This is a genomic window from Limnohabitans sp. (genome assembly GCF_031538885.1).
Classification (GTDB): Bacteria; Pseudomonadota; Gammaproteobacteria; order Burkholderiales; family Burkholderiaceae_C; genus Limnohabitans.
The window spans coordinates 1-19,318 of the sequence record NZ_JAVKLW010000010.1; the positions used below are offsets into that span (position 1 = coordinate 1).

At 56.8% G+C, this 19,318-nt stretch carries 18 protein-coding genes and 2 pseudogenes; 12 read left to right on the forward strand and 8 right to left on the reverse strand.

The window, feature by feature from the left end:
• Together RMS03_RS00635 and RMS03_RS00640 are read left to right on the forward strand one after the other, a co-directional pair.
• The coding region (locus RMS03_RS00635; RefSeq protein WP_310625197.1) for a GMC oxidoreductase at window positions 1–1,447 on the forward strand (1,447 nt) is incomplete at its 5' end.
• A gap of 230 nt (window positions 1,448–1,677) precedes the next feature.
• Window positions 1,678–2,436 carry a TSUP family transporter gene (locus RMS03_RS00640; protein ID WP_310625198.1) on the forward strand — a complete coding sequence of 253 codons (759 nt, stop codon included), beginning with the start codon at window positions 1,678–1,680 and terminating at the stop codon, window positions 2,434–2,436.
• A gap of 30 nt (window positions 2,437–2,466) precedes the next feature.
• Here RMS03_RS00640 and mrdA read toward each other — a convergent pair whose 3' ends face one another.
• The 4 genes from mrdA to RMS03_RS00660 are packed head-to-tail and all read right to left on the reverse strand — an operon-like array spanning window position 2,467 to window position 7,082.
• The gene (gene mrdA, locus RMS03_RS00645; protein ID WP_310625199.1) at window positions 2,467–4,590 is read right to left on the reverse strand and encodes a penicillin-binding protein 2; all 2,124 of its coding nucleotides are present in this window, start codon (window positions 4,588–4,590) and stop codon (window positions 2,467–2,469) included.
• Window positions 4,587–5,117, reverse strand: coding sequence for a rod shape-determining protein MreD (gene mreD, locus RMS03_RS00650; protein ID WP_310625200.1), 531 nt, complete (start codon window positions 5,115–5,117; stop codon window positions 4,587–4,589). The genes mrdA and mreD overlap by 4 nt, the downstream gene beginning before the upstream one ends.
• On the reverse strand, window positions 5,114–6,034 hold the full coding sequence (gene mreC / locus RMS03_RS00655) for a rod shape-determining protein MreC (RefSeq protein ID WP_310625201.1): 921 nt from the start codon (window positions 6,032–6,034) through the stop codon (window positions 5,114–5,116). The genes mreD and mreC overlap by 4 nt, the downstream gene beginning before the upstream one ends.
• A 4-nt stretch (window positions 6,035–6,038) precedes the next feature.
• Complete coding sequence (locus RMS03_RS00660; RefSeq protein ID WP_104796817.1) at window positions 6,039–7,082, reverse strand: rod shape-determining protein; 1,044 nt, start codon at window positions 7,080–7,082, stop codon at window positions 6,039–6,041.
• A 94-nt stretch (window positions 7,083–7,176) separates the two neighbouring features.
• Here RMS03_RS00660 and gatC point away from each other — a divergent pair, with 94 nt between their 5' ends.
• Genes gatC through RMS03_RS00700 form a run of 8 tightly spaced genes read left to right on the forward strand, consistent with a single transcriptional unit; the run spans window position 7,177 to window position 15,009 of the window.
• Window positions 7,177–7,482 carry an Asp-tRNA(Asn)/Glu-tRNA(Gln) amidotransferase subunit GatC gene (gene gatC, locus RMS03_RS00665; protein WP_310625202.1) on the forward strand — a complete coding sequence of 102 codons (306 nt, stop codon included), beginning with the start codon at window positions 7,177–7,179 and terminating at the stop codon, window positions 7,480–7,482.
• A 10-nt stretch (window positions 7,483–7,492) separates the two neighbouring features.
• The gene (gatA, locus tag RMS03_RS00670) at window positions 7,493–9,004 is read left to right on the forward strand and encodes an Asp-tRNA(Asn)/Glu-tRNA(Gln) amidotransferase subunit GatA (RefSeq protein WP_310625203.1); all 1,512 of its coding nucleotides are present in this window, start codon (window positions 7,493–7,495) and stop codon (window positions 9,002–9,004) included.
• Window positions 9,005–9,940 (forward strand): site-specific DNA-methyltransferase, encoded by a 936-nt coding sequence (locus RMS03_RS00675; RefSeq protein WP_310625204.1) that lies wholly within the window; start codon window positions 9,005–9,007, stop codon window positions 9,938–9,940. It begins immediately after the preceding gene.
• The gene (locus tag RMS03_RS00680; protein WP_310625205.1) at window positions 9,879–10,619 is read left to right on the forward strand and encodes a PmeII family type II restriction endonuclease; all 741 of its coding nucleotides are present in this window, start codon (window positions 9,879–9,881) and stop codon (window positions 10,617–10,619) included. Before RMS03_RS00675 ends, RMS03_RS00680 begins: the two co-directional genes overlap by 62 nt.
• Complete coding sequence (gene gatB / locus RMS03_RS00685) at window positions 10,616–12,157, forward strand: Asp-tRNA(Asn)/Glu-tRNA(Gln) amidotransferase subunit GatB (RefSeq protein WP_310625206.1); 1,542 nt, start codon at window positions 10,616–10,618, stop codon at window positions 12,155–12,157. The genes RMS03_RS00680 and gatB overlap by 4 nt, the downstream gene beginning before the upstream one ends.
• 25 nt (window positions 12,158–12,182) lie before the next feature.
• Window positions 12,183–13,202, forward strand: coding sequence for a sialic acid TRAP transporter substrate-binding protein SiaP (locus RMS03_RS00690; protein WP_310625207.1), 1,020 nt, complete (start codon window positions 12,183–12,185; stop codon window positions 13,200–13,202).
• Between the two features lie 5 nt (window positions 13,203–13,207).
• Complete coding sequence (locus tag RMS03_RS00695; protein WP_310625208.1) at window positions 13,208–13,705, forward strand: TRAP transporter small permease subunit; 498 nt, start codon at window positions 13,208–13,210, stop codon at window positions 13,703–13,705.
• On the forward strand, window positions 13,702–15,009 hold the full coding sequence (locus RMS03_RS00700) for a TRAP transporter large permease (protein ID WP_310625209.1): 1,308 nt from the start codon (window positions 13,702–13,704) through the stop codon (window positions 15,007–15,009). The genes RMS03_RS00695 and RMS03_RS00700 overlap by 4 nt, the downstream gene beginning before the upstream one ends.
• 392 nt (window positions 15,010–15,401) lie before the next feature.
• On the opposite strand, the gene pyrE is transcribed toward RMS03_RS00700, so the two are convergent.
• On the reverse strand, window positions 15,402–16,106 hold the full coding sequence (pyrE, locus tag RMS03_RS00705) for an orotate phosphoribosyltransferase (RefSeq protein WP_310625210.1): 705 nt from the start codon (window positions 16,104–16,106) through the stop codon (window positions 15,402–15,404).
• Between the two features lie 11 nt (window positions 16,107–16,117).
• Here pyrE and RMS03_RS00710 point away from each other — a divergent pair, with 11 nt between their 5' ends.
• Entirely contained in the window at window positions 16,118–16,909 is a 792-nt protein-coding gene (locus RMS03_RS00710) for an exodeoxyribonuclease III (RefSeq protein WP_310625211.1), read from the forward strand.
• A gap of 8 nt (window positions 16,910–16,917) precedes the next feature.
• Here the strand turns inward: RMS03_RS00710 and RMS03_RS00715 are convergent, their stop codons facing one another.
• Both RMS03_RS00715 and RMS03_RS00720 read right to left on the reverse strand, forming a co-directional pair.
• A complete protein-coding gene (locus RMS03_RS00715; RefSeq protein ID WP_310625212.1) occupies window positions 16,918–17,322 on the reverse strand; it encodes an MAPEG family protein in 405 nt (134 codons plus the stop codon).
• Window positions 17,323–17,345: 23 nt separating this feature from the next.
• Window positions 17,346–17,504 (reverse strand): annotated as a pseudogene (locus RMS03_RS00720) (urease accessory protein UreG); the annotation flags it as partial.
• Window positions 17,505–17,527: 23 nt separating this feature from the next.
• On the opposite strand from RMS03_RS00720, the gene RMS03_RS00725 reads away from it, so the two are divergent.
• Window positions 17,528–18,859, forward strand: a complete 1,332-nt coding sequence (locus RMS03_RS00725; protein ID WP_310625213.1) for a TIGR03862 family flavoprotein — start codon at window positions 17,528–17,530, stop codon at window positions 18,857–18,859.
• 232 nt (window positions 18,860–19,091) lie between these two features.
• Here the strand turns inward: RMS03_RS00725 and RMS03_RS00730 are convergent.
• Window positions 19,092–19,318, reverse strand: a pseudogene (locus tag RMS03_RS00730) (hypothetical protein); the annotation flags it as partial.

The window sequence follows — 19,318 nt, forward strand, 5'->3', positions numbered from 1 at the left end:
CAACGGCATGATTTACATGCGCGGCCAAGCCCGTGACTACGACCAATGGGCGGACATCACGGGTGACGCGCGTTGGCGCTGGGACAACGCGCTGCCGTTTTTCAAACTGCACGAAGACCACCACGCAGGGGCCAACGCCATCCATGGCGCCAAGGGCGAACGCAGCGAGGTGCTGCTGGCCGACACCACGGTGTATGGCGAAACCTTGCGTCACCACATCGCAGGTGGCGAATGGCGGGTCGAGAAACAACGCCTGCGTTGGGATGTGCTCGATGCCTTCGCACAAGCCGCTGTGGAGGCTGGCATTCCTGCCACCGACGACTTCAACCGTGGCAGCAACGAGGGCGTGGGCTACTTTGAAGTTAACCAAAAAAGCGGCTGGCGCTGGAACACGGCCAAGGCCTTCATTCGCCCCACCTGCTATGCGCGTCCCAACTTTGAACTGTGGTCCTCCGCACAAGTCGCCAAGCTCGTCATGCAGACCGAGGCCGACGGCACGCAGCGCTGCACCGGTGTCGAGGTGTGGACAGGCCACGGCTACGTGACCGCCACCGCCAAACAATCGGTGGTGCTGAGTGCTGGTGCGATTGGTACGCCACAAATTTTGCAGCTCTCAGGTCTTGGCCCAGCGGACTTGCTGAAGCAACGCGGCATTGAACCCGTCATTGACCTGCCGGGCGTGGGTGGCAATTTGCAAGACCATCTGCAAATCCGCTCAGTCTTCAAAGTCCAAGGCGTAGAGACACTCAACACCTTGGCCAACAGTTGGTGGGGCAAGGCCAAGATTGGTTTGGAATACGCCTTCAAGCGCAGCGGTCCCATGAGCATGGCACCGTCACAGCTCGGCGCTTTCACCCGCAGCAGCCCTGACCAGCCCTACCCCAACATTGAGTACCACGTGCAACCCTTGAGCCTGGATGCCTTTGGCGAGCCCCTGCACAACTTCCCCGCCTTCACGGCCAGCGTGTGCAACTTGAGCCCCACAAGCCGAGGCACAGTCAACATCACCAGCGCGAACTTCAACGACGCGCCCAAGATCGCCCCCAACTACCTGAGCACCGAAGCCGACCGCAAAGTGGCCGCCGACTCCCTGCGCGTGACACGCCGCATCGCCGCCCAACCCGCCCTCGCCAAGTACCAGCCCGTGGAATACAAGCCCGGCGTGCAGTACCAAACCGACGAGGACTTGGCCCGCTTGGCCGGCGACATTGCCACCACCATCTTCCATCCCGTGGGCACCGCACGCATGGGTCGCATCGATGACCCCATGGCCGTGGTCGACCCCGAGTTGCGTGTGCGTGACGGACGCGGCGGTGTGGTGCGCGGCTTGCGCGTGGTGGATGCCAGCGTCATGCCCACCATCATCAGCGGCAACACCAACAGCCCCACCTTGATGATGGCGGAGAAAGCCGCGCAATGGCTCGCGCACGAAGTCGAACAAGCTTGAGTAGCCACCGGCGTCTAGGGTTATTCCTCAAGGGAATCTCCTAGGCAAATGGCTTCTTGGCACCACGTACAGTAGTTGCACTCACAATGGCGTACGCGCTGTTGATACGAGGGTCTGAGGAGACAAACACAACAGACGCTTCTTAAGGAAGCGCCACTCCAAAAAGGCACCGGTTACCCCCGGTGCCTTTTGCTTTGTGCAGCGGCTCTATTTGCGACCACAATCTCTGCATGGAACTTTTCTTCACCACCTTGGCCTCCGCATTGGCAGGCTTTGTGGACGCCATCGTGGGCGGCGGCGGGCTCATCTTGCTCCCCGCGCTCTTTGCCGCTTACCCCACCACCGCACCGGCCACCTTGTTTGGCACCAACAAAAGCGCCTCCGTCTGGGGTACTGCCTTCGCCACGTGGCAATACAGCCGTCGCATCCAGGTGCGCTGGTCCGGTTTGTTGCCCGCGGCAGGGGCCACCATGGTGGCGGCGTTTGCAGGCGCATGGCTGGTCACCTTGATTTCGCCCGAGTTTTTACGTAAGTTGTTGCCGCTGGTGCTGTTGGTTGTGCTCGTCTACACCTTGATGCGCAAAGACTTAGGCCGTCGCCACCAGCCGCGCTTCCAAGGACGTGCAGAGCTGTTGGCAAGCGCCACCATCGGTATGGCGATTGGGTTTTACGACGGTTTTTTTGGTCCGGGCACTGGCAGCTTCTTTGTGTTTTTATTCGTCCGCTGGCTGGGCTATGACTTTTTGAATGCGTCGGTCGCCGCCAAGCTGCTGAACCTGTCGAGCAACATCGCAGCCTTGGTGTTGTTCACCCTCAAAGGCCATGTCTGGTGGCACTTGGCGCTACCCATGGCGATGGCCAATGTCGCAGGCAGCTTGTTAGGCACCCGCTTGGCCTTGCAGCATGGCGCAGGCTTTGTGCGCGGCATGTTCATCGTGGTGGTGGGTGCGCTGATTTGTAAAACCAGCTACGACGCCTTTCTGCGTTAGGCGTGGATACACGCCAACGCAGGGGTCAACTCAGCGTGCGCTGCTGGCGGCAGGCTTGGAAGCCACGCTAGGCGCAACACGTGCGGCTGCGGCTGCGGCAGATGCTGGCTTGACTGAGGCTAATGCTGGTGCTGGTGCCGAAGCCGCCGCGGCAGCCCCCTTGGCGGCAACAGCCACTTCAGCAATTTCTTCAGGCGCAACTTCTACCGCTTTCGATGGCCAAGGCACGTTAGCCACTGCGCGCGGTTTGCCGATCGGGCGGGTCGCTTGGCCTTTTTGCACCGCCTCAATGTCCTCTTGTGAGGGGTACTGGCCCATGATCACGAAGTCAAACACGCGGCGGGCAATCGGTGCCGCATTTTGCGCACCAAAGCCTGAGTTCTCAACCACCATGGCCAAGGCCACTTTGGGGTCATCTGCGGGCGCAAACGCCATGAACAAGGCATGGTCGCGCATGCGTTCATCAATGGTGGCCGCGTTGTATTTTTCGTTTTGTTTGACGGTATAGACCTGCGCCGTGCCCGTCTTGCCCGCACTCACATACGGTGCCCCGATGAAGCTGGTGGCGGAGGTGCCTTCGATGTTCACCCCAATCATGCCGCGCTTGATGACATCCAAATTCTCCGGCAGCAATGGCAACTGCCCCACGGGCTCTTTGGCCACAGGGGTCGAGACCTTGGTTTCCACATCCACCACTTCGCGCACCAAGTGCGGCTTCATCTTCAAGCCGTTGTTGGCCACCGTGCCCATGGCATGGGCGATTTGCAGCATGGTGAAGCTGTTGTAGCCCTGACCAATCCCCAAGGAAATGGTTTCGCCCGAGTACCAACGTTGCTGCTCAGGCTTTTTGTAGGTGGTGCGCTTCCAATCGGTCGAAGGCAGCACGCCACGCGACTCACCCAAGATGTCAATGCCCGTGATTTGCCCAAAGCCCAAAGGCTTCATTTGCTCATACATCAAGTCCACGCCCATGTCGCGCGCCAGCGTGTAGTAGTAGGTGTCACACGACTCCACAATGGATTTGTACATGTCCACCGAGCCATGACCGCCTTCTTTGTCATCACGAAAACGATGGTTGCCGAACATGAAAAACCCAGGATCCGAAATGATTGCCTTCTCCCCGCGCTTGCCCGTTTGCAAAGCCGCCAAAGCCATGAAAGGTTTGTAGGTAGAGCCGGGCGGGTACGTGCCGCGCAAGGCACGGTTGAGCAACGGCTTGTCGATGGACTCGTTCAAGGCTTGCCAGTTCTCCGAGTCGATGCCGTCCACAAATAAATTGGGGTCAAACGTGGGCTTGCTCACAAAGGCCAACACCTCGCCCGTCTTGGGGTTCAGTGCCACCAAAGCACCGCGACGCTTGCCGTACAAATCTTCAACCAATTTTTGCAGTTTGATGTCGATGGACAGCACCACACTGTTGCCGGGAATCGCTTGGCTACTGTTGAGACGACGCACGGCGCGGCCTCCTGCCGAGGTCTCCATCTCTTGAACACCTGTGGTGCCGTGCAGTTGCGTTTCGTAACTTTGCTCAACACCGAGTTTGCCAATGTAGTCTGTGCCGCGGTAATTGCCCGCGTCGTCCGACTCTTCAATCTTGCCCTTTTCGGCGGGGTTGATACGACCGATGTAGCCGATCACATGGCTGGCCAACTGGTTGTACGGATAACTGCGAAACAAGCGCGCACGAATCTCAACGCCGGGGAAGCGATAACGCTGCGCAGCAAAACGCGCCACTTCTTCATCGGTCAGTCGGGTGCGAATTGGCACCGACTCAAAGCTCTTGGATTCGCCGAGTTGTTTTTTGAACCGCCGCTTATCGCGGGCCTGAATATCAATCACGCCCGACAGTTGCTCAATCACATCTTCAAGCGGCACCACCACTTTGGAGGCAGTGATTTCAAGCGTGTAGGCCGAGTAGTTGGTCGCCAGCACAATGCCGTTGCGGTCCATGATGACGCCACGGTTGGGCACGATGGGCACGATGGCGGTGCGGTTGTTCTCCGCTTGGGCATTGAGGTCGTCGTAACGAATGACCTGCAAATAAAAGAGGCGAATGGCCAGCAAGCCAAACAACACCAATACCGCTCCCGTCACCACCACTATGCGCGACCTGAAACGTCGCAGGTCGGACTCGATGTCGCGAATCACATTCATAGTGGCCGATTCGCGTCTGGGTTAGGTGCGCGACGCTGCGGCGCCAACAAGAACACACTCACCACAGGCCATAGCAAAGCCCCCAGCAGCGGTGCTAAAAAGATAGTCCAGCCAGGAAACAATGCACCCGACATCATGCGCACCGACAACTCCAACGCATGTGCGACCAAAAACATGGGCAACACCTGCATCGCCTGCGAAGACACAGAAAACCACAACAAACGGCGGTGCGCCATGATCGCCATGAAGCCCAAAGCGGTGTAAGTCAACGCATGTTGACCCAGCAAGGCCGACTGGTGAACATCGGTGCCCACGCCAAAAAAGAAAGCCACGCCAATGCCCACCAAACGGGGCTGGTGAACGCACCAAAACACCAAGACCAAAGCCAAGAAATCAGGCATCCACGCCGCATTACCGACGAAGCTGATGCTCACCACCATGTTGGCAAACAAGGCCATTAATAGCGTGAACAAAATGAACATCGGATTGGCTGGCAACAACAACTGCTGGCCACGCGGCATGATCATCGGCGACCTCCTTTTTGCGCAGCCACCGGCAGTTGTTTTTCAATTTGGGGGCGGGGCGGTAATTGATCGCTCAAAGGCTCCAGCACCAGCACATGACGCGCACCCTGCACCCGACCCACCGGCTCACACAGGATGCGCGCAAACACGGTTTCGGCACGGCGCTCCACCTTGGTCACCTTGCCCACCAACACACCTGGTGGGTAAATGCCGTCCACACCACTGGTTGACAACAAGTCGCCCTCCTCAATGTCAGCGTTGGTCGCCATGAAGCGCAGCTCCAGCAACGGTGCGCCGCCCGACTCACCGTAGGCCACACCACGTGCGCCGGTGCGGGTGTTGAGCACCGGAATGGAATGTTCGCGATCGGTCACCAAAGTCACCTCACTCACCAGAGGCAGCACATGCGTGACTTGGCCCAAGATGCCGTGCTCGTCCATCACCGGTGAGCTGACCTTGATGCCATTGAGCAAGCCTTTGTCAATGATGAGCTTGCGGGTGTAAGGGTCTGCCGCGTCATACAAAACCTCGGCAGCAACGCCCTTGGTCTCCAAGCGTTTACTCAAACTCAGCAGTCCGCGCAACTGTTTGTTTTCTAGCGCCAGTTGTTCCACCTGCCCTGAGCGACGGGCGTGCACCAGCAGTTGCTGACGTGCCTCGCGCTCGGAGGCTTGCGCCACATCACGCGCTTCGAAATATTCGGACGAATAGTCAGCCAACGTTTGTGGACGCATGGCCAACCACTGCACCGGATACAAGGCAATCGACAAGGCCGCCCGCAAAGGCTGCGTCATGCCAAAGCGCACATCAGCCACCATCAATAGCACCGACAAGGCGCTGAAAAAAAGTAATTTGGAGACAGCCGAAGGGCCTTGCTTGAAGAAGGCCGGGGGGGAACGGTCGAGGGTGCCTAGTGGCACTGAGTTATTCGCTCGTGAAGATGGAGCCCAAACGCTCCATGCGCTCTAACGCCAAACCACAACCACGCACCACGCAAGTCAGCGGGTCTTCGGCCACCAAGACGGGCAAGCCCGTTTCTTCTGCCAACAAGCGGTCCAAGTCACGCAACAAAGCGCCACCGCCAGTGAGCATCATGCCGCGCTCGGCAATGTCTGCACCCAATTCAGGCGGGGTTTGCTCCAGCGCGTTTTTCACGGCGGACACGATGTTGTTCAAAGGGTCGGTCAACGCTTCCAAAATTTCGTTCGACGAAATCGTGAATGAACGCGGCACACCTTCGGACAAATTGCGACCCTTGACTTCCATCTCCTTGACTTCAGAGCCGGGGAACGCAGAGCCGATTTGCTTCTTGATCGCTTCAGCCGTTGGCTCGCCAATCAACATGCCGTAGTTGCGGCGGATGTAGTTGATGATGGCTTCGTCAAACTTATCGCCACCCACGCGCACACTGCCTTTGTAGACCATGCCGCCCAGGGAGATCACGCCCACTTCGGTGGTACCACCCCCAATGTCCACCACCATCGAGCCAGAGGCTTCGGACACGGGCAAACCAGCACCAATGGCTGCGGCCATGGGCTCTTCAATCAAATACACCTCTGAAGCACCTGCGCCCAAAGCCGACTCGCGAATCGCGCGACGCTCCACTTGGGTAGAACCACAAGGCACACAGATGATGATGCGTGGACTGGGCTTCAACACCGAGCGGGGGTGCACCATCTTGATGAACTGCTTGAGCATTTGCTCCGTCACGGTGAAGTCGGCAATCACGCCGTCTTTCATCGGACGAATCGCTTCGATGTTGCCCGGCACTTTGCCCAACATTGCCTTGGCTTCGTGACCCACGGCTTGAATGGTTTTTTTGCCTTGAGGGCCGCCTTCGTGGCGAATTGACACAACTGAGGGCTCGTCCAACACGATGCCTTTGTCGCGTACATAAATCAGGGTGTTGGCGGTACCGAGGTCAATCGCCAAATCGGTGGAGAAATACCGACGAAAAGATCCAAACATGTCTGTCCTCAAAGCTTGCTCGCGGGCGCGAACACACAAAGGCGAGATAATACCGCATCGCCCGTAAATCGCGGGTTTTTCCCCTTATAAAAGTATGTCCCTGAATGACCAAGACATTCGCCGCATTGCCAACTTGGCGCGGCTAGCGCTACAGCCCGATGAACAAGCCCGCATGCTCAGCAAAATCAACGATTTTTTCGGCATCGTCGAACAAATCCGTGCGGTAGACACCACAGGCGTGCTGCCTATGGCCCACCCTGTGGACGCCATGCCTGGCGCGCACATCGAGTTGCGCCTGCGCCCTGACGTGGCCAGCGAGCCCAACCAACGCGACGCCAACCAACGCAGCACCCCCGCCGTGGAGCGTGGTTTGTTCTTGGTTCCCAAAGTGATCGAGTGAGGACTAAAACATGGAAAAAGCCCTCCACGACCGATCCTTGACCGAACTCAGCACCGCCCTGCGCACGAAACAAGTGAGCGCGGTTGAACTCGCCCAACACTTTTTGTACCGCGCCAAGGCCGACACCTGCGGCGCCTTTTTGTCCATCGACGAAGACGCCACACTCGCCCAAGCCCAAGCCTCGGACGCTCGCTTAGCCGCAGGCACAGGCGGCTGCTTGGAAGGTTTGCCACTCGCACATAAAGATGTGTTCGTCACCCGCGACTTCCCGACCACAGCGGGCTCCAAGATGTTACGCGGCTACCGCTCCCCGTTTGATGCCACCGTGGTGCAAAAGCTCGGCACTGGCGTGAACGGGCAAGGCGGCGCAGGCATGGTGACGCTTGGCAAGGTCAGTTGTGACGAATTTGCCATGGGCTCCAGCAATGAAAACGTCGGTGTGCCTGCCGTCGGCCATGCCGCACCGTCTCCTGTGCGCAACCCGTGGGACGCGAGCCGCATCCCCGGCGGCTCGTCGGGTGGCAGCGCAGCCGCAGTGGCCGCACGTTTGACGCCCGCCGCTACCGGCACCGACACCGGCGGCTCCATCCGCCAACCCGCTAGCTTTTGCGGCATCACCGGCGTCAAGCCCACGTATGGCCGCGCCTCGCGCTACGGCATGATTGCCTACGCGTCTAGCCTCGACCAAGCCGGCCCCATGGCTCGCACGGCCGAAGACTGCGCGTTGTTGTTGAGTGCCATGTGCGGCCCCGACCTTGACCGCGATTCCACCTCACTCGATGTGCCCACTGAGAACTTCTCTGCCAAGCTGGGCGACAGCTTGCTTGGGCTTCGCATTGGCATCCCCCACGAGTTTTTCGGCGACGGCCTCGCCACCGACGTGCGCAGCGCCATCGACGCCGCGCTCCACACGCTCGAAGTCCAAGGCGCCAAGCTCGTGCCCATCACGCTGCCACGCACCGAGTTGGCCATCCCCGTCTACTACATCATTGCGCCCGCCGAAGCCAGCTCCAACCTGAGCCGCTTTGATGGCGTGAAGTTTGGCCACCGCGCCAAGGATTACACCGACCTCGTGAGCATGTACAAACAAACCCGCGCCGAAGGTTTTGGCGAAGAGGTCAAGCGCCGCATCATGACCGGCGCGTATGTGCTGAGTCACGGCTACTACGACGCCTACTACCTGCAAGCCCAAAAAATTCGCCGCATGATTGCCGACGACTTCCAACGCGCGTTTGCTGCGTGCGATGTGATCGCCGGCCCCGTCGCACCCACCGTGGCGTGGAAACTGGGCAACAACGCCAGCGACCCATTGGCGGACTACTTGGCCGACATCTTCACCCTGCCCGCCTCACTCGCTGGCTTGCCCGGCATGAGCGTGCCTGTGGGCTTTGGCGAAGGTGGTATGCCTGTGGGCATGCAACTCATTGGCAACTATCTGCAAGAAGCGCGTTTGTTGAACGTGGCGCACCAATACCAATTGCACACCGATTTCCATAATGCCAAGCCATCAGGAGTTTCATAAATGAATGCGCTACTTAATGAAAAAAAACTTCGAAACAAAGGCTTACAGAGTCAAGTGATTCTTGGAGATTGTGTAGATATACTGAAAGAACTCCCTACCGAATCGGTCAATTTAATCGTGACGTCGCCGCCCTATGCCGATCAACGATCATCCACTTATGGCGGAATCAAAGCAGAAAAATATGTGGAATGGTTTACACCCCGCTCTGCTGAGCTTTTCCGAGTTTTAAAAAATGACGGTTCTTTTATTCTCAACATAAAAGAAAAAGCAGTTAACGGAGAACGGCACACTTATGTTTTGGAGCTTATCTTGGCTCTAAAAAAACAGGGTTGGTATTGGACTGAAGAATATATCTGGCACAAGCGCAACTGCTTTCCAGGAAAATGGCCCAATCGCTTTCGTGATGCGTGGGAGCGTTGTTTACATTTCACCAAATCTAAGACATTCACCATGAATCAAGAAGCCGTTATGGTTCCAATGGGAGATTGGGCTCAAACGCGTTTAAAGTCTTTAGGTAAGAATGACACGATTCGACATGATTCACAGGTGGGAAATGCTTTCGCTAAAAACATCGCGAACTGGCAAGGTCGTGAATTTGCATACCCAACCAATGTTCTTCATCTAGCAACAGAATGCGGCAATAAAAACCACAGTGCAGCATATCCTTTAGCTCTACCGTCATGGTTCATCAAACTTTTTTCGAATGAACGTGCAGTTGTACTTGACCCGTTCGCTGGATCAGGCACGACCTTAGAAGCGGCACTTGCACTGAATCGGAGTGCAATTGGAATAGACATATCGCCGACATTCGTTGACATGTGCAAAAAGAAAATCACCCCAGATCAGCCCCTCCTACTTGAGGAATCTTCGACTTATGACATTACTCCAAAAAACAAAAGAGTTCGTAGCAAAAAACATAAAGCCTCAATTTCATGACAAACGACTGGCAAGCATTGAGAAGCTCAAACTAAAAAACGTTTTAAAGCGGAAAAATCCTTATTTATTTAAAGCAAAAGCCATCAGCTCTGCGCCAGACATGGTCAAGCAATTGCTAGATGCGCACTTATCTTCTAACGAAGAAACATTATTTGGTGAGTTCCTTGAATCCATGGCGATTTTTGTGTGCGCTGAAAAATTCAAAGGAATGAAATCTACTTCTGAAGGTGTCGACTTAGAGTTTTTTAGGGATGACATTCGCTATGCAGTTTCGATTAAGAGTGGCCCCAATTGGGGAAATTCACGTCAAATTAGCAAAATGATTTCGGATTTTGATCGAATAAAAAAAATTGCGGGTCATCGCGCAAAAATCGTTTGCGTCAATGGTTGTTGTTATGGTCAAGATAAAAATCCCAACAAAGAAAAGGGCTATTTAAAACTTTGCGGTCAAGATTTTTGGTATTTGATATCCGATGAGCCAACCATGTACAAAGAAATCGTTGAACCCGTAGGGCATCAAGCACGTTCTAGATGCGACGAATTTAATGAGGCATATGGACGTGTTATCACTAACTTTACAAGAAATTTCACTATAGATTTTTGCGCAGCCAACGGGGCTATAGATTGGGACAAATTACTCGAATTGAACTCAGCAAGCCAAAGCGGATGGCAAGCATGACTGAAAAACTTATCCAAGGCTACGAAGTCGTCATCGGCTTTGAAACACACGCCCAGCTCTCGACAAAGAGCAAAATTTTCAGCCGTGCCTCGGTGGCTTTTGGAGCAGAGCCCAACACACAAGCCTGCGCGGTGGACATGGCCCTGCCCGGCACGTTGCCCGTGATGAACATCGGCGCAGTCGAACGCGCGATTGAGTTTGGCTTGGGCGTCAACGCGCACATTGCCGAGCGCAGCATCTTTGCGCGCAAAAACTACTTCTACCCCGACCTCCCCAAGGGCTACCAAATCAGCCAATTTGAAATCCCTGTGGTGCAAGGCGGCGAGGTATCGTTCTTTTTGGAAGTCGGCAAAGAGACCGTGCACAAAACTGTGCGCTTGGAGCGCGCCCACCTCGAAGAAGACGCGGGCAAATCACTGCACGAAGACTCAGCGCTCGGAGGTGGGGGCCAAAGCGGCATCGACTTGAACCGCGCAGGCACACCGTTGCTGGAAATCGTCACGCAGCCCGACATGCGCTCTAGCGAAGAAGCCGTGGCCTACGCCAAAGAGCTGCACAAAATCGTCACGTGGATTGGCATTTGCGACGGCAACATGCAAGAAGGCAGCTTCCGCTGCGACGCCAACGTGTCGGTGCGCAAACCTGGCGCGCCTTTGGGCACACGCCGCGAGATCAAAAACTTGAACAGCTTCAAATTTATGCAGCAAGCCATCGACTACGAGGTGCGTTGGCAAATCGACCAAATCGAAGACGGCCACGCGATCGAGCAAGCCACCGTGTTGTTCGACCCAGACACGGGTGAGACCCGTGCCATGCGCACCAAGGAAGACGCCGCCGACTACCGCTATTTCCCCGACCCCGACCTGCCCCCGCTGGTGATTGGCCGCGATTGGGTGGCACGTGTGAAGAGCGAGATGGCCGAGCTGCCACGCGTCATGGCTGAACGTTTTGTGAAAGACTATGCGCTGCCCGTGTACGACTCCACGCAACTCACGCAAAGCAAAGCGGCGGCTGCGTACTTTGAAGCCACGGCCCAAGCCTGCGGTCAACCCAAACTGGCCAGCAACTGGATCATGGGCGAAGTGTCTCGTCGCTTGAATAGCGAAAACGAAACCTTTGAGCGAGTCAGAGTTCACCCGATTGAGTTAGCTGATTTACTGGGTCGCATCCATAGAAATGAGATGTCAAATGCACAAGCCAAAGTTGCGTTTGATGCAATGTGGCGTTCAGTGGAGTGGCTTCCAACAGGAGGACGACACATCACGATTCGAATCGTAGAAACCCTGCACGTTACCGATGCAAAAGCCATTGATATCAACCACCTCATCGAAGAACGTGGCCTTAAGCAAATGAACGACGCCAGCGTACTCGAAGCCATCATCGATGCCGTGCTGGCCGCCCACCCCAAAAGCGTGGAAGAGTTCAAAGCAGGGAACACCAAAGCTTTGAACGGCTTGGTCGGCCCCATCATGAAAGCCAGCAAAGGCAAGGCCAACCCCGCACAAGTCAATGAACTGCTGATGAAAAAATTGAGCTAAAAAGCCACCCTCTAGGAGACAACCCATGAACACATCCACCTTGCTTCGCCGCACCCTCTTGAGTCTCGCCACCACCTCCGTGCTGATGGGCGGCCACGCCCCCACAGCACTCGCCCAAACCGTCGCTGACAAAACTGTGTTGCGCATTTCCAGCCCAGCGGTACCCGACGATTGGCACGGCAAGATGTGGGACGTGCTCAAAGCATCGTTGAACAAATCGGCGCCCAACGCCTATGACGTGCAAATCAACCTCAACGGCTCTTTGTTCAAGCAAGGCACCGAGCCTGCGGCCATGGCGCGTGGCAATTTGGAGTTGGCGTCCATCTCGGCCTTTGACATTGCCAAGCTGGTGCCTGAATTTTCGATCTTCACGGCGGGCTACGTCATCCGCGACCCCAAACACCAACAAAAAGTGTTCAACGGCCCCATCGGCGACGAGTTGTTCAAGCTCGCGTCCGAGAAGATGGATGTGACCATCCTCGCCACCGTCTACTTGGGCACACGCGAACTCAATTTGCGTGACACACGCAAGGTCAACACACCCGCAGACCTCAAAGGCGTCAAGCTGCGCATGCCTGGCTCCAAAGAGTGGTTGTTCTTGGGCGACTCCTTGGGCGCCACGGCCACGCCGCTCGCGTTTGGCGAGGTCTACATGGGCCTCAAGACCGGCACCATCGACGCACAAGACAACCCCTTGCCCACCGTGCGTGCGGCCAAGTTCTACGAAGTCACGCAACAAATTGTGTTGACCCACCACTTGGTCGATAGCTTGTTCATCGCAGTCTCCAACAAAATGTGGAACAGCCTGTCTGCCCCTGAACAAAAGCACCTCAAAGCCGCCGCACAAGCCGCCGCCAAGTTCAACAACGACAACCGCATCCAAGAAGAAGCGCAAATCTTGGACTTCTTCAAAAAGCAAGGCTTGAAGGTGGTCACGCCTGATCAAGCTGCATTCCGCAAAGCTGTGCAAGCGAGCTACGACAAATCAGAGATGGCGCAAAACTGGCCTCAAGGGTTGATGGACCGCATCAACGCGACCAAATAAAACGCATGCTTTTCCAAAAATTCGCGACGTTCATGCGCCAGCTCGTCAACGCGATGGGCGGCTTGCTGTTTCTCGCCTTGTTCCTCACCTTCCTCGTTCAAATCGCGGCGCGCTTTGGCTTCAACCAACCCCTGCCGTGGAGTGATGAGCTCGCTGTCATCTTGTACCTGTGGGTCATCTTGTGGTCCTGCGCATTTGTCGTGCCCGAGCGCGAACATGTGATGTTCGACTTGGTGTGGCACAGCGTTGGCCCCGCCACGCGACGCCTCATGCGCATGGTGGGCCACACGCTCATGGGCGGCTTGGCCGTGGCAGCGCTTCCCGCGAGTTGGTCCTACGTGCATTTCATGGCCCGCGAAAAAACCGCCGTGCTAGGCCTGTCGTTTGAATGGGTGTTTCTGCCGTTTGTGTTGCTACTCGTCGCCTTGGCCGCGCGCAGTTGGCAAGGCTTGGTGCAAGCCATGAATCACCGCGACCTCAGCGTGCATGAGCTGCAACCATGATGATGAGTCCACTCACCGCCTTAGCCGCCGTGTTAGTGCTGGGCGTGCTGCTGCGCATGCCGATTGGCTTTGCCATGCTCATGTCGGGTGTGGCTTATCTCATCACCAAAGGGCAAGACTTAGGCCTCGTGGCCGAGCAAGTCAGCAATGGCCTCTACAACAGCTATGTGTTGTTGGCCGTGCCACTGTTTGTGTTTGCCGCCAACTTGATGAACGCAGGCACAGTGAGCGAACGCATTTTTGATTTCTGCCGCATCCTTGTGGGCCGTATGCGCGGCGGTTTGGCGCAAGTGGATATTTTGGTCAGCGTCATCTTCTCGGGCATGAGCGGCAGCGCCATTGCCGATGCCGCAGGCCCGGGCCTGGTGACGATTCGCCAAATGCTCAAAAAGCCCGAGTACTCACGCGGCTTCGCCGGTGCGGTGGTGGTGGCCAGTGCCACGCTGGGCCCCATCATCCCGCCGTCGATTCCGATGGTCATTTACGCGCTGGTGTCGGGCGCTTCTGTGGGTGCGCTGTTCTTGGGCGGCGTGATGCCTGGCTTGTTGATGACGGTACTGATGATGGGCGTGGTGCACATCATTGCCACCCAACGCAACATGCCACGCGAAGACCCCGTGCCCTTGCGTGCATGGCCCGCCATTTTGTTTCGCGGTGCCTTGCCGCTGTCCATGCCCATTGTGTTGTTGGGCGGCATTTATTCGGGTGCGTTCACGCCCACCGAAGCCGCAGCAGTTGCCGCGCTGCATGCGTTGGTGTTGTCGACCGTGGTCTACCGCGCGCTCACATGGCGCAGCTTTTGGGATGTGGTAATGGCGTCTACCCGTGCCAGCGCAGTCATCACCCTCATCTTGGCAGGCTCGTTCATCTTGAACTACGCCTTCACGGCCGAACAAGTGCCACAACACATGGCGGCATGGGTGGACAGCATGCAGCTCAGCCGCATTCAGTTTTTGCTGATGGTCAACGTGCTGTTCTTGGTGCTGGGCTGCTTCTTAGATGTGTCCGTGCTGCTGCTGGTGTTTGTGCCCATGCTGCTGCCCGCCGTGCATGCGCTGGGCATTGACCTGGTTCACTTTGGTGTGCTGGTGGTGCTCAACATGATGATTGGCCTCATCCACCCACCGTTTGGCATGCTGTTGTTTGTGACCAAGGCCCTCACAGGCATCCCGATTGGCGAGATGATGCGCGAGGGTTGGATGTTCTTGGTCATGCTCTTAGGGCTGCTGCTGGCCCTGACCTTCTTTCCGCAACTGGTGTTGTGGTTGCCACAGACCATGGGATATGCGGTGGCTTCGGCGTAAACACGCCACAGAACTGCACCTCTCACCGTAAGACAAACAGGCAATGTTCTGTTGACGGAAGGCGAATGCACGCGTGAAGGCTTCTCGTCGGATGCAGTGCGGGTTGCGGGTACGGCGGGTTCTTCATACGGTTACCGCAAATCATCACCCGCCGCACCCACAACCCACACCCTGTGAGATCGACACAGTTCGCTCAAACAACCCCTAGTTAACCGAACATCCGTTCGCACGAACGAGGCGAGCGAAGCAACGCCAAGCCGCAGACTGGGTGGGTTGGGTGTTGCCCGCTGACGATTTGTGGTACGCCTTATGAGGAAGCGGGCAATACCCAACTCACCCAGCGAGCACAGCACAAAAACGAACAACGCCCGCCCTCACAACCAACAAAACAGCTAAGCCGCCCGAACCCCATACCGCTCACGATACGCCTGCGTACGCGCCAAGTGCTCACCCATGGCATTGCCCAGCTGGGCGTTGAGGTAAGCCAACAAATCACTCAACTCCGCAATCGCGCACACCTGCAAACCCACTTGCTCGCGCACATATTGCACGGCGCTATAGGGCACGTCTTGGGTTGTGCCATCCGCTTTTTTCTCCGTCGCCATTTCTTGGCGGTCCAGCGCAATCACCACGGCATGCGCTGTCGCACCTGCTGCCTTGATCAGGGCAATCGATTCCCGTGCAGCAGTGCCCGCGCTCATCACATCGTCCACGATCAACACACGGCCCTTGAGCGGCGCACCCACCAAGCTACCGCCTTCGCCGTGGTCTTTGGCTTCTTTGCGGTTGTAGGCAAAGGGCACATTTTTTCCTAGGTGAGCCAACTCAATCGCCACGGCTGCGCCCAAAGGAATGCCTTTGTAAGCGGGGCCAAAAATCATGTCGAACTCGATGTCGCTTTGCATCAAACGCTGCGCATAGAAGCTGGCCAACTTGCCCAACTTCGCGCCATCGTCAAACAAACCCGCATTGAAGAAGTAAGGCGACAAGCGGCCCGCCTTGGTTTTGAACTCCCCAAACTTCAACACACCACAATCCAGCGAAAATTGCACAAATTCTTGTGCCAACGCATCGTTGGCAAGCGCACTCTGACTCATGGGGAAATTCCTTGTTCAAACTCACCAGCCTCAACCTCAACGGTATTCGTTCGGCCGCCCGCAAGGGCGTGGAAGCTTGGCTCGAAAAAGCCAGCCCTGATTGTATTTGCGTCCAAGAAATCAAAGCCCAAGCGCCTGACGTCGAGAGCGTATTCGACCGCTTGGCGGGTTTGCAAGGTCACTTTCACTACGCCGAGAAAAAAGGCTACTCGGGTGTGGGCGTGTACACCCGGCATGAGCCCAGCGACGTGATCGTCGGCTTTGACGGTGGCGAGTTCGACCGTGAGGGCCGCTATGTCGAACTGCGGTTTGACACACCTACCCAAAAAATCTCCATCATCAGCAGCTACTTTCCCAGCGGCTCCTCTGGCCCTGAGCGCCAAGAGGCGAAATACCGCTTCTTAGCCGCCATGTCCCCCCACCTCAGCACCTTGAAGCAAACACGCGAGTTTGTGCTGTGCGGCGACATCAACATCGCGCACAAAGAAGCCGACTTGAAGAACTGGAAGGGCAACCAAAAGAACAGCGGCTTCTTACCCGAAGAACGTGCGTGGATGACCCGGCTCACCACCCAAGACGGCATCGTCGATGTGTACCGCCAACTCCAACCCGACACCACCGACGCTTGCTACACCTGGTGGAGCAACCGAGGCCAAGCCTATGCCAACAACGTAGGTTGGCGTTTGGACTACCACTTGGCCACCCCCGCAGTGGCCGCCAAAGCACGCCACGAGGCGATTTACAAAGACGAAAAGTTCTCAGACCATGCGCCCATCACCGTTGCGTATGAGGGGCTGATCTGAATTTTTGATCAGGCCAAAGCCATTACCCGATACACCACCCAAGCGACGTTGGCAATCGCCGACAAGGCCAGGGCCGCAAAAGTAAGCTTCATGCCTCTGACCCGTTGGGTGAAATTGGGTGGGGGCTCACTGATGCCTTTGGCATGAAAGTAACGCCCAGCCACGAGCAAGGCACCCAACACGGCCACCAGCTCCCACGGAGCACCGTTGAGTTCCAGAGCGCCGATCAAAAACAGACCCAACGGCACGTATTCAGCAAAGTTGCCATGCGCGCGTATGGCTCTTTCAAGTTCGTCCACGCCTCCTGCACCCAAAGAGACCTTGTTCTTGCGCCGAAAACCAATCACATTGAATGAGAGTTTGATGAACATCAATGCCAAGATGCTGGCAAAAACAGCGGTTGTCAAAAGCATGGCTTACTCCTGTTTTTCAAGCATCACACCAACATCCCCTTGGTCTCAATGAACTTGACCACAGCCTGCAAACCGTCCAAGGTGCGTAAATTGGTCATCACAAAAGGCCGCAAGCCGTGGGCGTTGGTGCGGATGCGGATGCGGATGCGGATGGTATCAGCCTCCATCACCGACAGGTCTGCGGGCCGCCGCCTACACTTGACGGGTGACTTCCAAATCAAACCCCCACATCGCCATCGTGGGCGCAGGCCCCGCCGGCCTCATGGCCGCTGAAATGCTCAGTGCCGCAGGCGTTCATGTGCATGTGTATGACGCCATGCCCTCTGTCGGGCGCAAGTTTTTGCTGGCGGGCTTGGGTGGACTTAACCTGACACACGCAGAACCTTTTGACTTGTTTGTCTCCCGCTATGGCGAACGCCGCGAGGCTTGCACGACATGGCTCAAAACCTTTGATGCAACCGCGATTTGCGCATGGGTCAAAGGCTTAGGGCTCGACACCTTTGTGGGCAGCTCACAGCGAATCTTCCCCACCGACATGAAAGCCGCACCGCTGTTGCGTGCGTGGCTGCACCGCTTGCGCCACCCAGGGCAGGGTACGCCTGTGAGGTTTCACATGCGCCACCGCTGGAACGGAGGCTTGCAACACAAGGCAGGCACCACACATCCCTTCACCCTGCACTTCGACACGCCACAAGGCCCACACACCGGACATGCCGATGCCGTTCTACTGGCCTTGGGTGGCGGCAGTTGGGCCAAGCTGGGCTCGGACGGCGCGTGGCCGCCGTGGGTGGGTGCGCTAGGCATCGAGGTGTCGCCACTGCGTCCTGCCAACTGCGGCTTTGATGTGCAAACACGCAGTGCCAACAGCAGTCCCAGCCACAGCGCTACCACCACAGGATGGAGCACGCACCTTGCCAGCCAATTTGCAGGCACCCCACTGAAGTCGGTAGCTTTGTCGTTTACCGACAGCCTTGGAGTCAACTTCCAGCGCCGAGGCGAGTTCGTCATCACCTCCACGGGCGTGGAAGGCAACCTAGTCTACGCGGCATCCGCCTTGCTGCGCGACGAAATTGCGCGCCACGGCAGCACCACCTTGCACGTGAACCTCAAGCCCGATTTCACGCCTGCGCACATGCTGGCCGAAGTGCGCCACCCGCGTGGCTCACGCTCACTCAGCAACCACCTCAAAAGCCGCCTCAACCTCACCGCGTTGCACTTGGCCCTCTTGCATGAGGTGCTGAGCAAAGAAGCCATGAACGACCCCGTGCAACTGGCCGCCGCCATCCAGCACCTGCCCCTCCCCTTGATCGCCACACGTCCATTGGATGAAGCCATCAGCAGCGCAGGCGGTGTGCGCCTAGAAGCGTTGGATGCACACCTCATGGCCACGGCGCTGCCCGGCTTGTTTGTGGCCGGCGAGATGCTGGACTGGGAAGCCCCCACAGGCGGCTATTTGCTCAGCGTTTGCTTGGCCAGTGGTCGCATTGCGGGCTTAGGGGCTGCGGAGTATTTGGCCAGCCATTTCGCCAAACACTGAGTCACTATGATCGCGCCATTGCTTCGTTTTTGACCGCTTACCCGGCAGTTCTAGAGCCATGTTCCGTACCCTGCTCAAATCAAACTATTCATTCGGCACCGAACGTGGTGACGCCAACCAAGAAACCGTTAGGTTTTTGAAAAAAAACAGTGAACGACGCGTTGGATACGCCAGCCTTCGACGTGGCGCCCATTCAGTCGCCCGAGTTGCGTCGCATGCTGCGCAAACGCGCTTAACGACCCGCCACCTTCATGCGGTTGATGAGCACAGAACCAATCGTCTTGGATCCCATCGTATGAGCATCCGAACCAATGGCCTGAATGACCTTACCCCTGAAAAACGTACTCCTTAGCTGATAGGTAAAAATCAGTTTTAGGAGAGAGAAATGAGCGATTCGATACGACGGGCGCGGTACACACTGGAATTCAAGCTGGAGGCCGTCAGGCTGGTCAAGGGTGG

Coding starts and splice junctions, on each gene's coding strand:
- RMS03_RS00640 (WP_310625198.1), top strand. CDS start 1,678: ATGGAACTTTTCTTCACCACCTTGGCCTCCGCATTGGCAGGCTTTGTG.
- mrdA (WP_310625199.1), bottom strand. CDS start 4,590: ATGAATGTGATTCGCGACATCGAGTCCGACCTGCGACGTTTCAGGTCG.
- mreD (WP_310625200.1), bottom strand. CDS start 5,117: ATGATCATGCCGCGTGGCCAGCAGTTGTTGTTGCCAGCCAATCCGATG.
- RMS03_RS00660 (WP_104796817.1), bottom strand. CDS start 7,082: ATGTTTGGATCTTTTCGTCGGTATTTCTCCACCGATTTGGCGATTGAC.
- gatC (WP_310625202.1), top strand. CDS start 7,177: ATGTCCCTGAATGACCAAGACATTCGCCGCATTGCCAACTTGGCGCGG.
- gatA (WP_310625203.1), top strand. CDS start 7,493: ATGGAAAAAGCCCTCCACGACCGATCCTTGACCGAACTCAGCACCGCC.
- RMS03_RS00675 (WP_310625204.1), top strand. CDS start 9,005: ATGAATGCGCTACTTAATGAAAAAAAACTTCGAAACAAAGGCTTACAG.
- RMS03_RS00680 (WP_310625205.1), top strand. CDS start 9,879: ATGACATTACTCCAAAAAACAAAAGAGTTCGTAGCAAAAAACATAAAG.
- gatB (WP_310625206.1), top strand. CDS start 10,616: ATGACTGAAAAACTTATCCAAGGCTACGAAGTCGTCATCGGCTTTGAA.
- RMS03_RS00690 (WP_310625207.1), top strand. CDS start 12,183: ATGAACACATCCACCTTGCTTCGCCGCACCCTCTTGAGTCTCGCCACC.
- RMS03_RS00695 (WP_310625208.1), top strand. CDS start 13,208: ATGCTTTTCCAAAAATTCGCGACGTTCATGCGCCAGCTCGTCAACGCG.
- RMS03_RS00700 (WP_310625209.1), top strand. CDS start 13,702: ATGATGATGAGTCCACTCACCGCCTTAGCCGCCGTGTTAGTGCTGGGC.
- pyrE (WP_310625210.1), bottom strand. CDS start 16,106: ATGAGTCAGAGTGCGCTTGCCAACGATGCGTTGGCACAAGAATTTGTG.
- RMS03_RS00715 (WP_310625212.1), bottom strand. CDS start 17,322: ATGCTTTTGACAACCGCTGTTTTTGCCAGCATCTTGGCATTGATGTTC.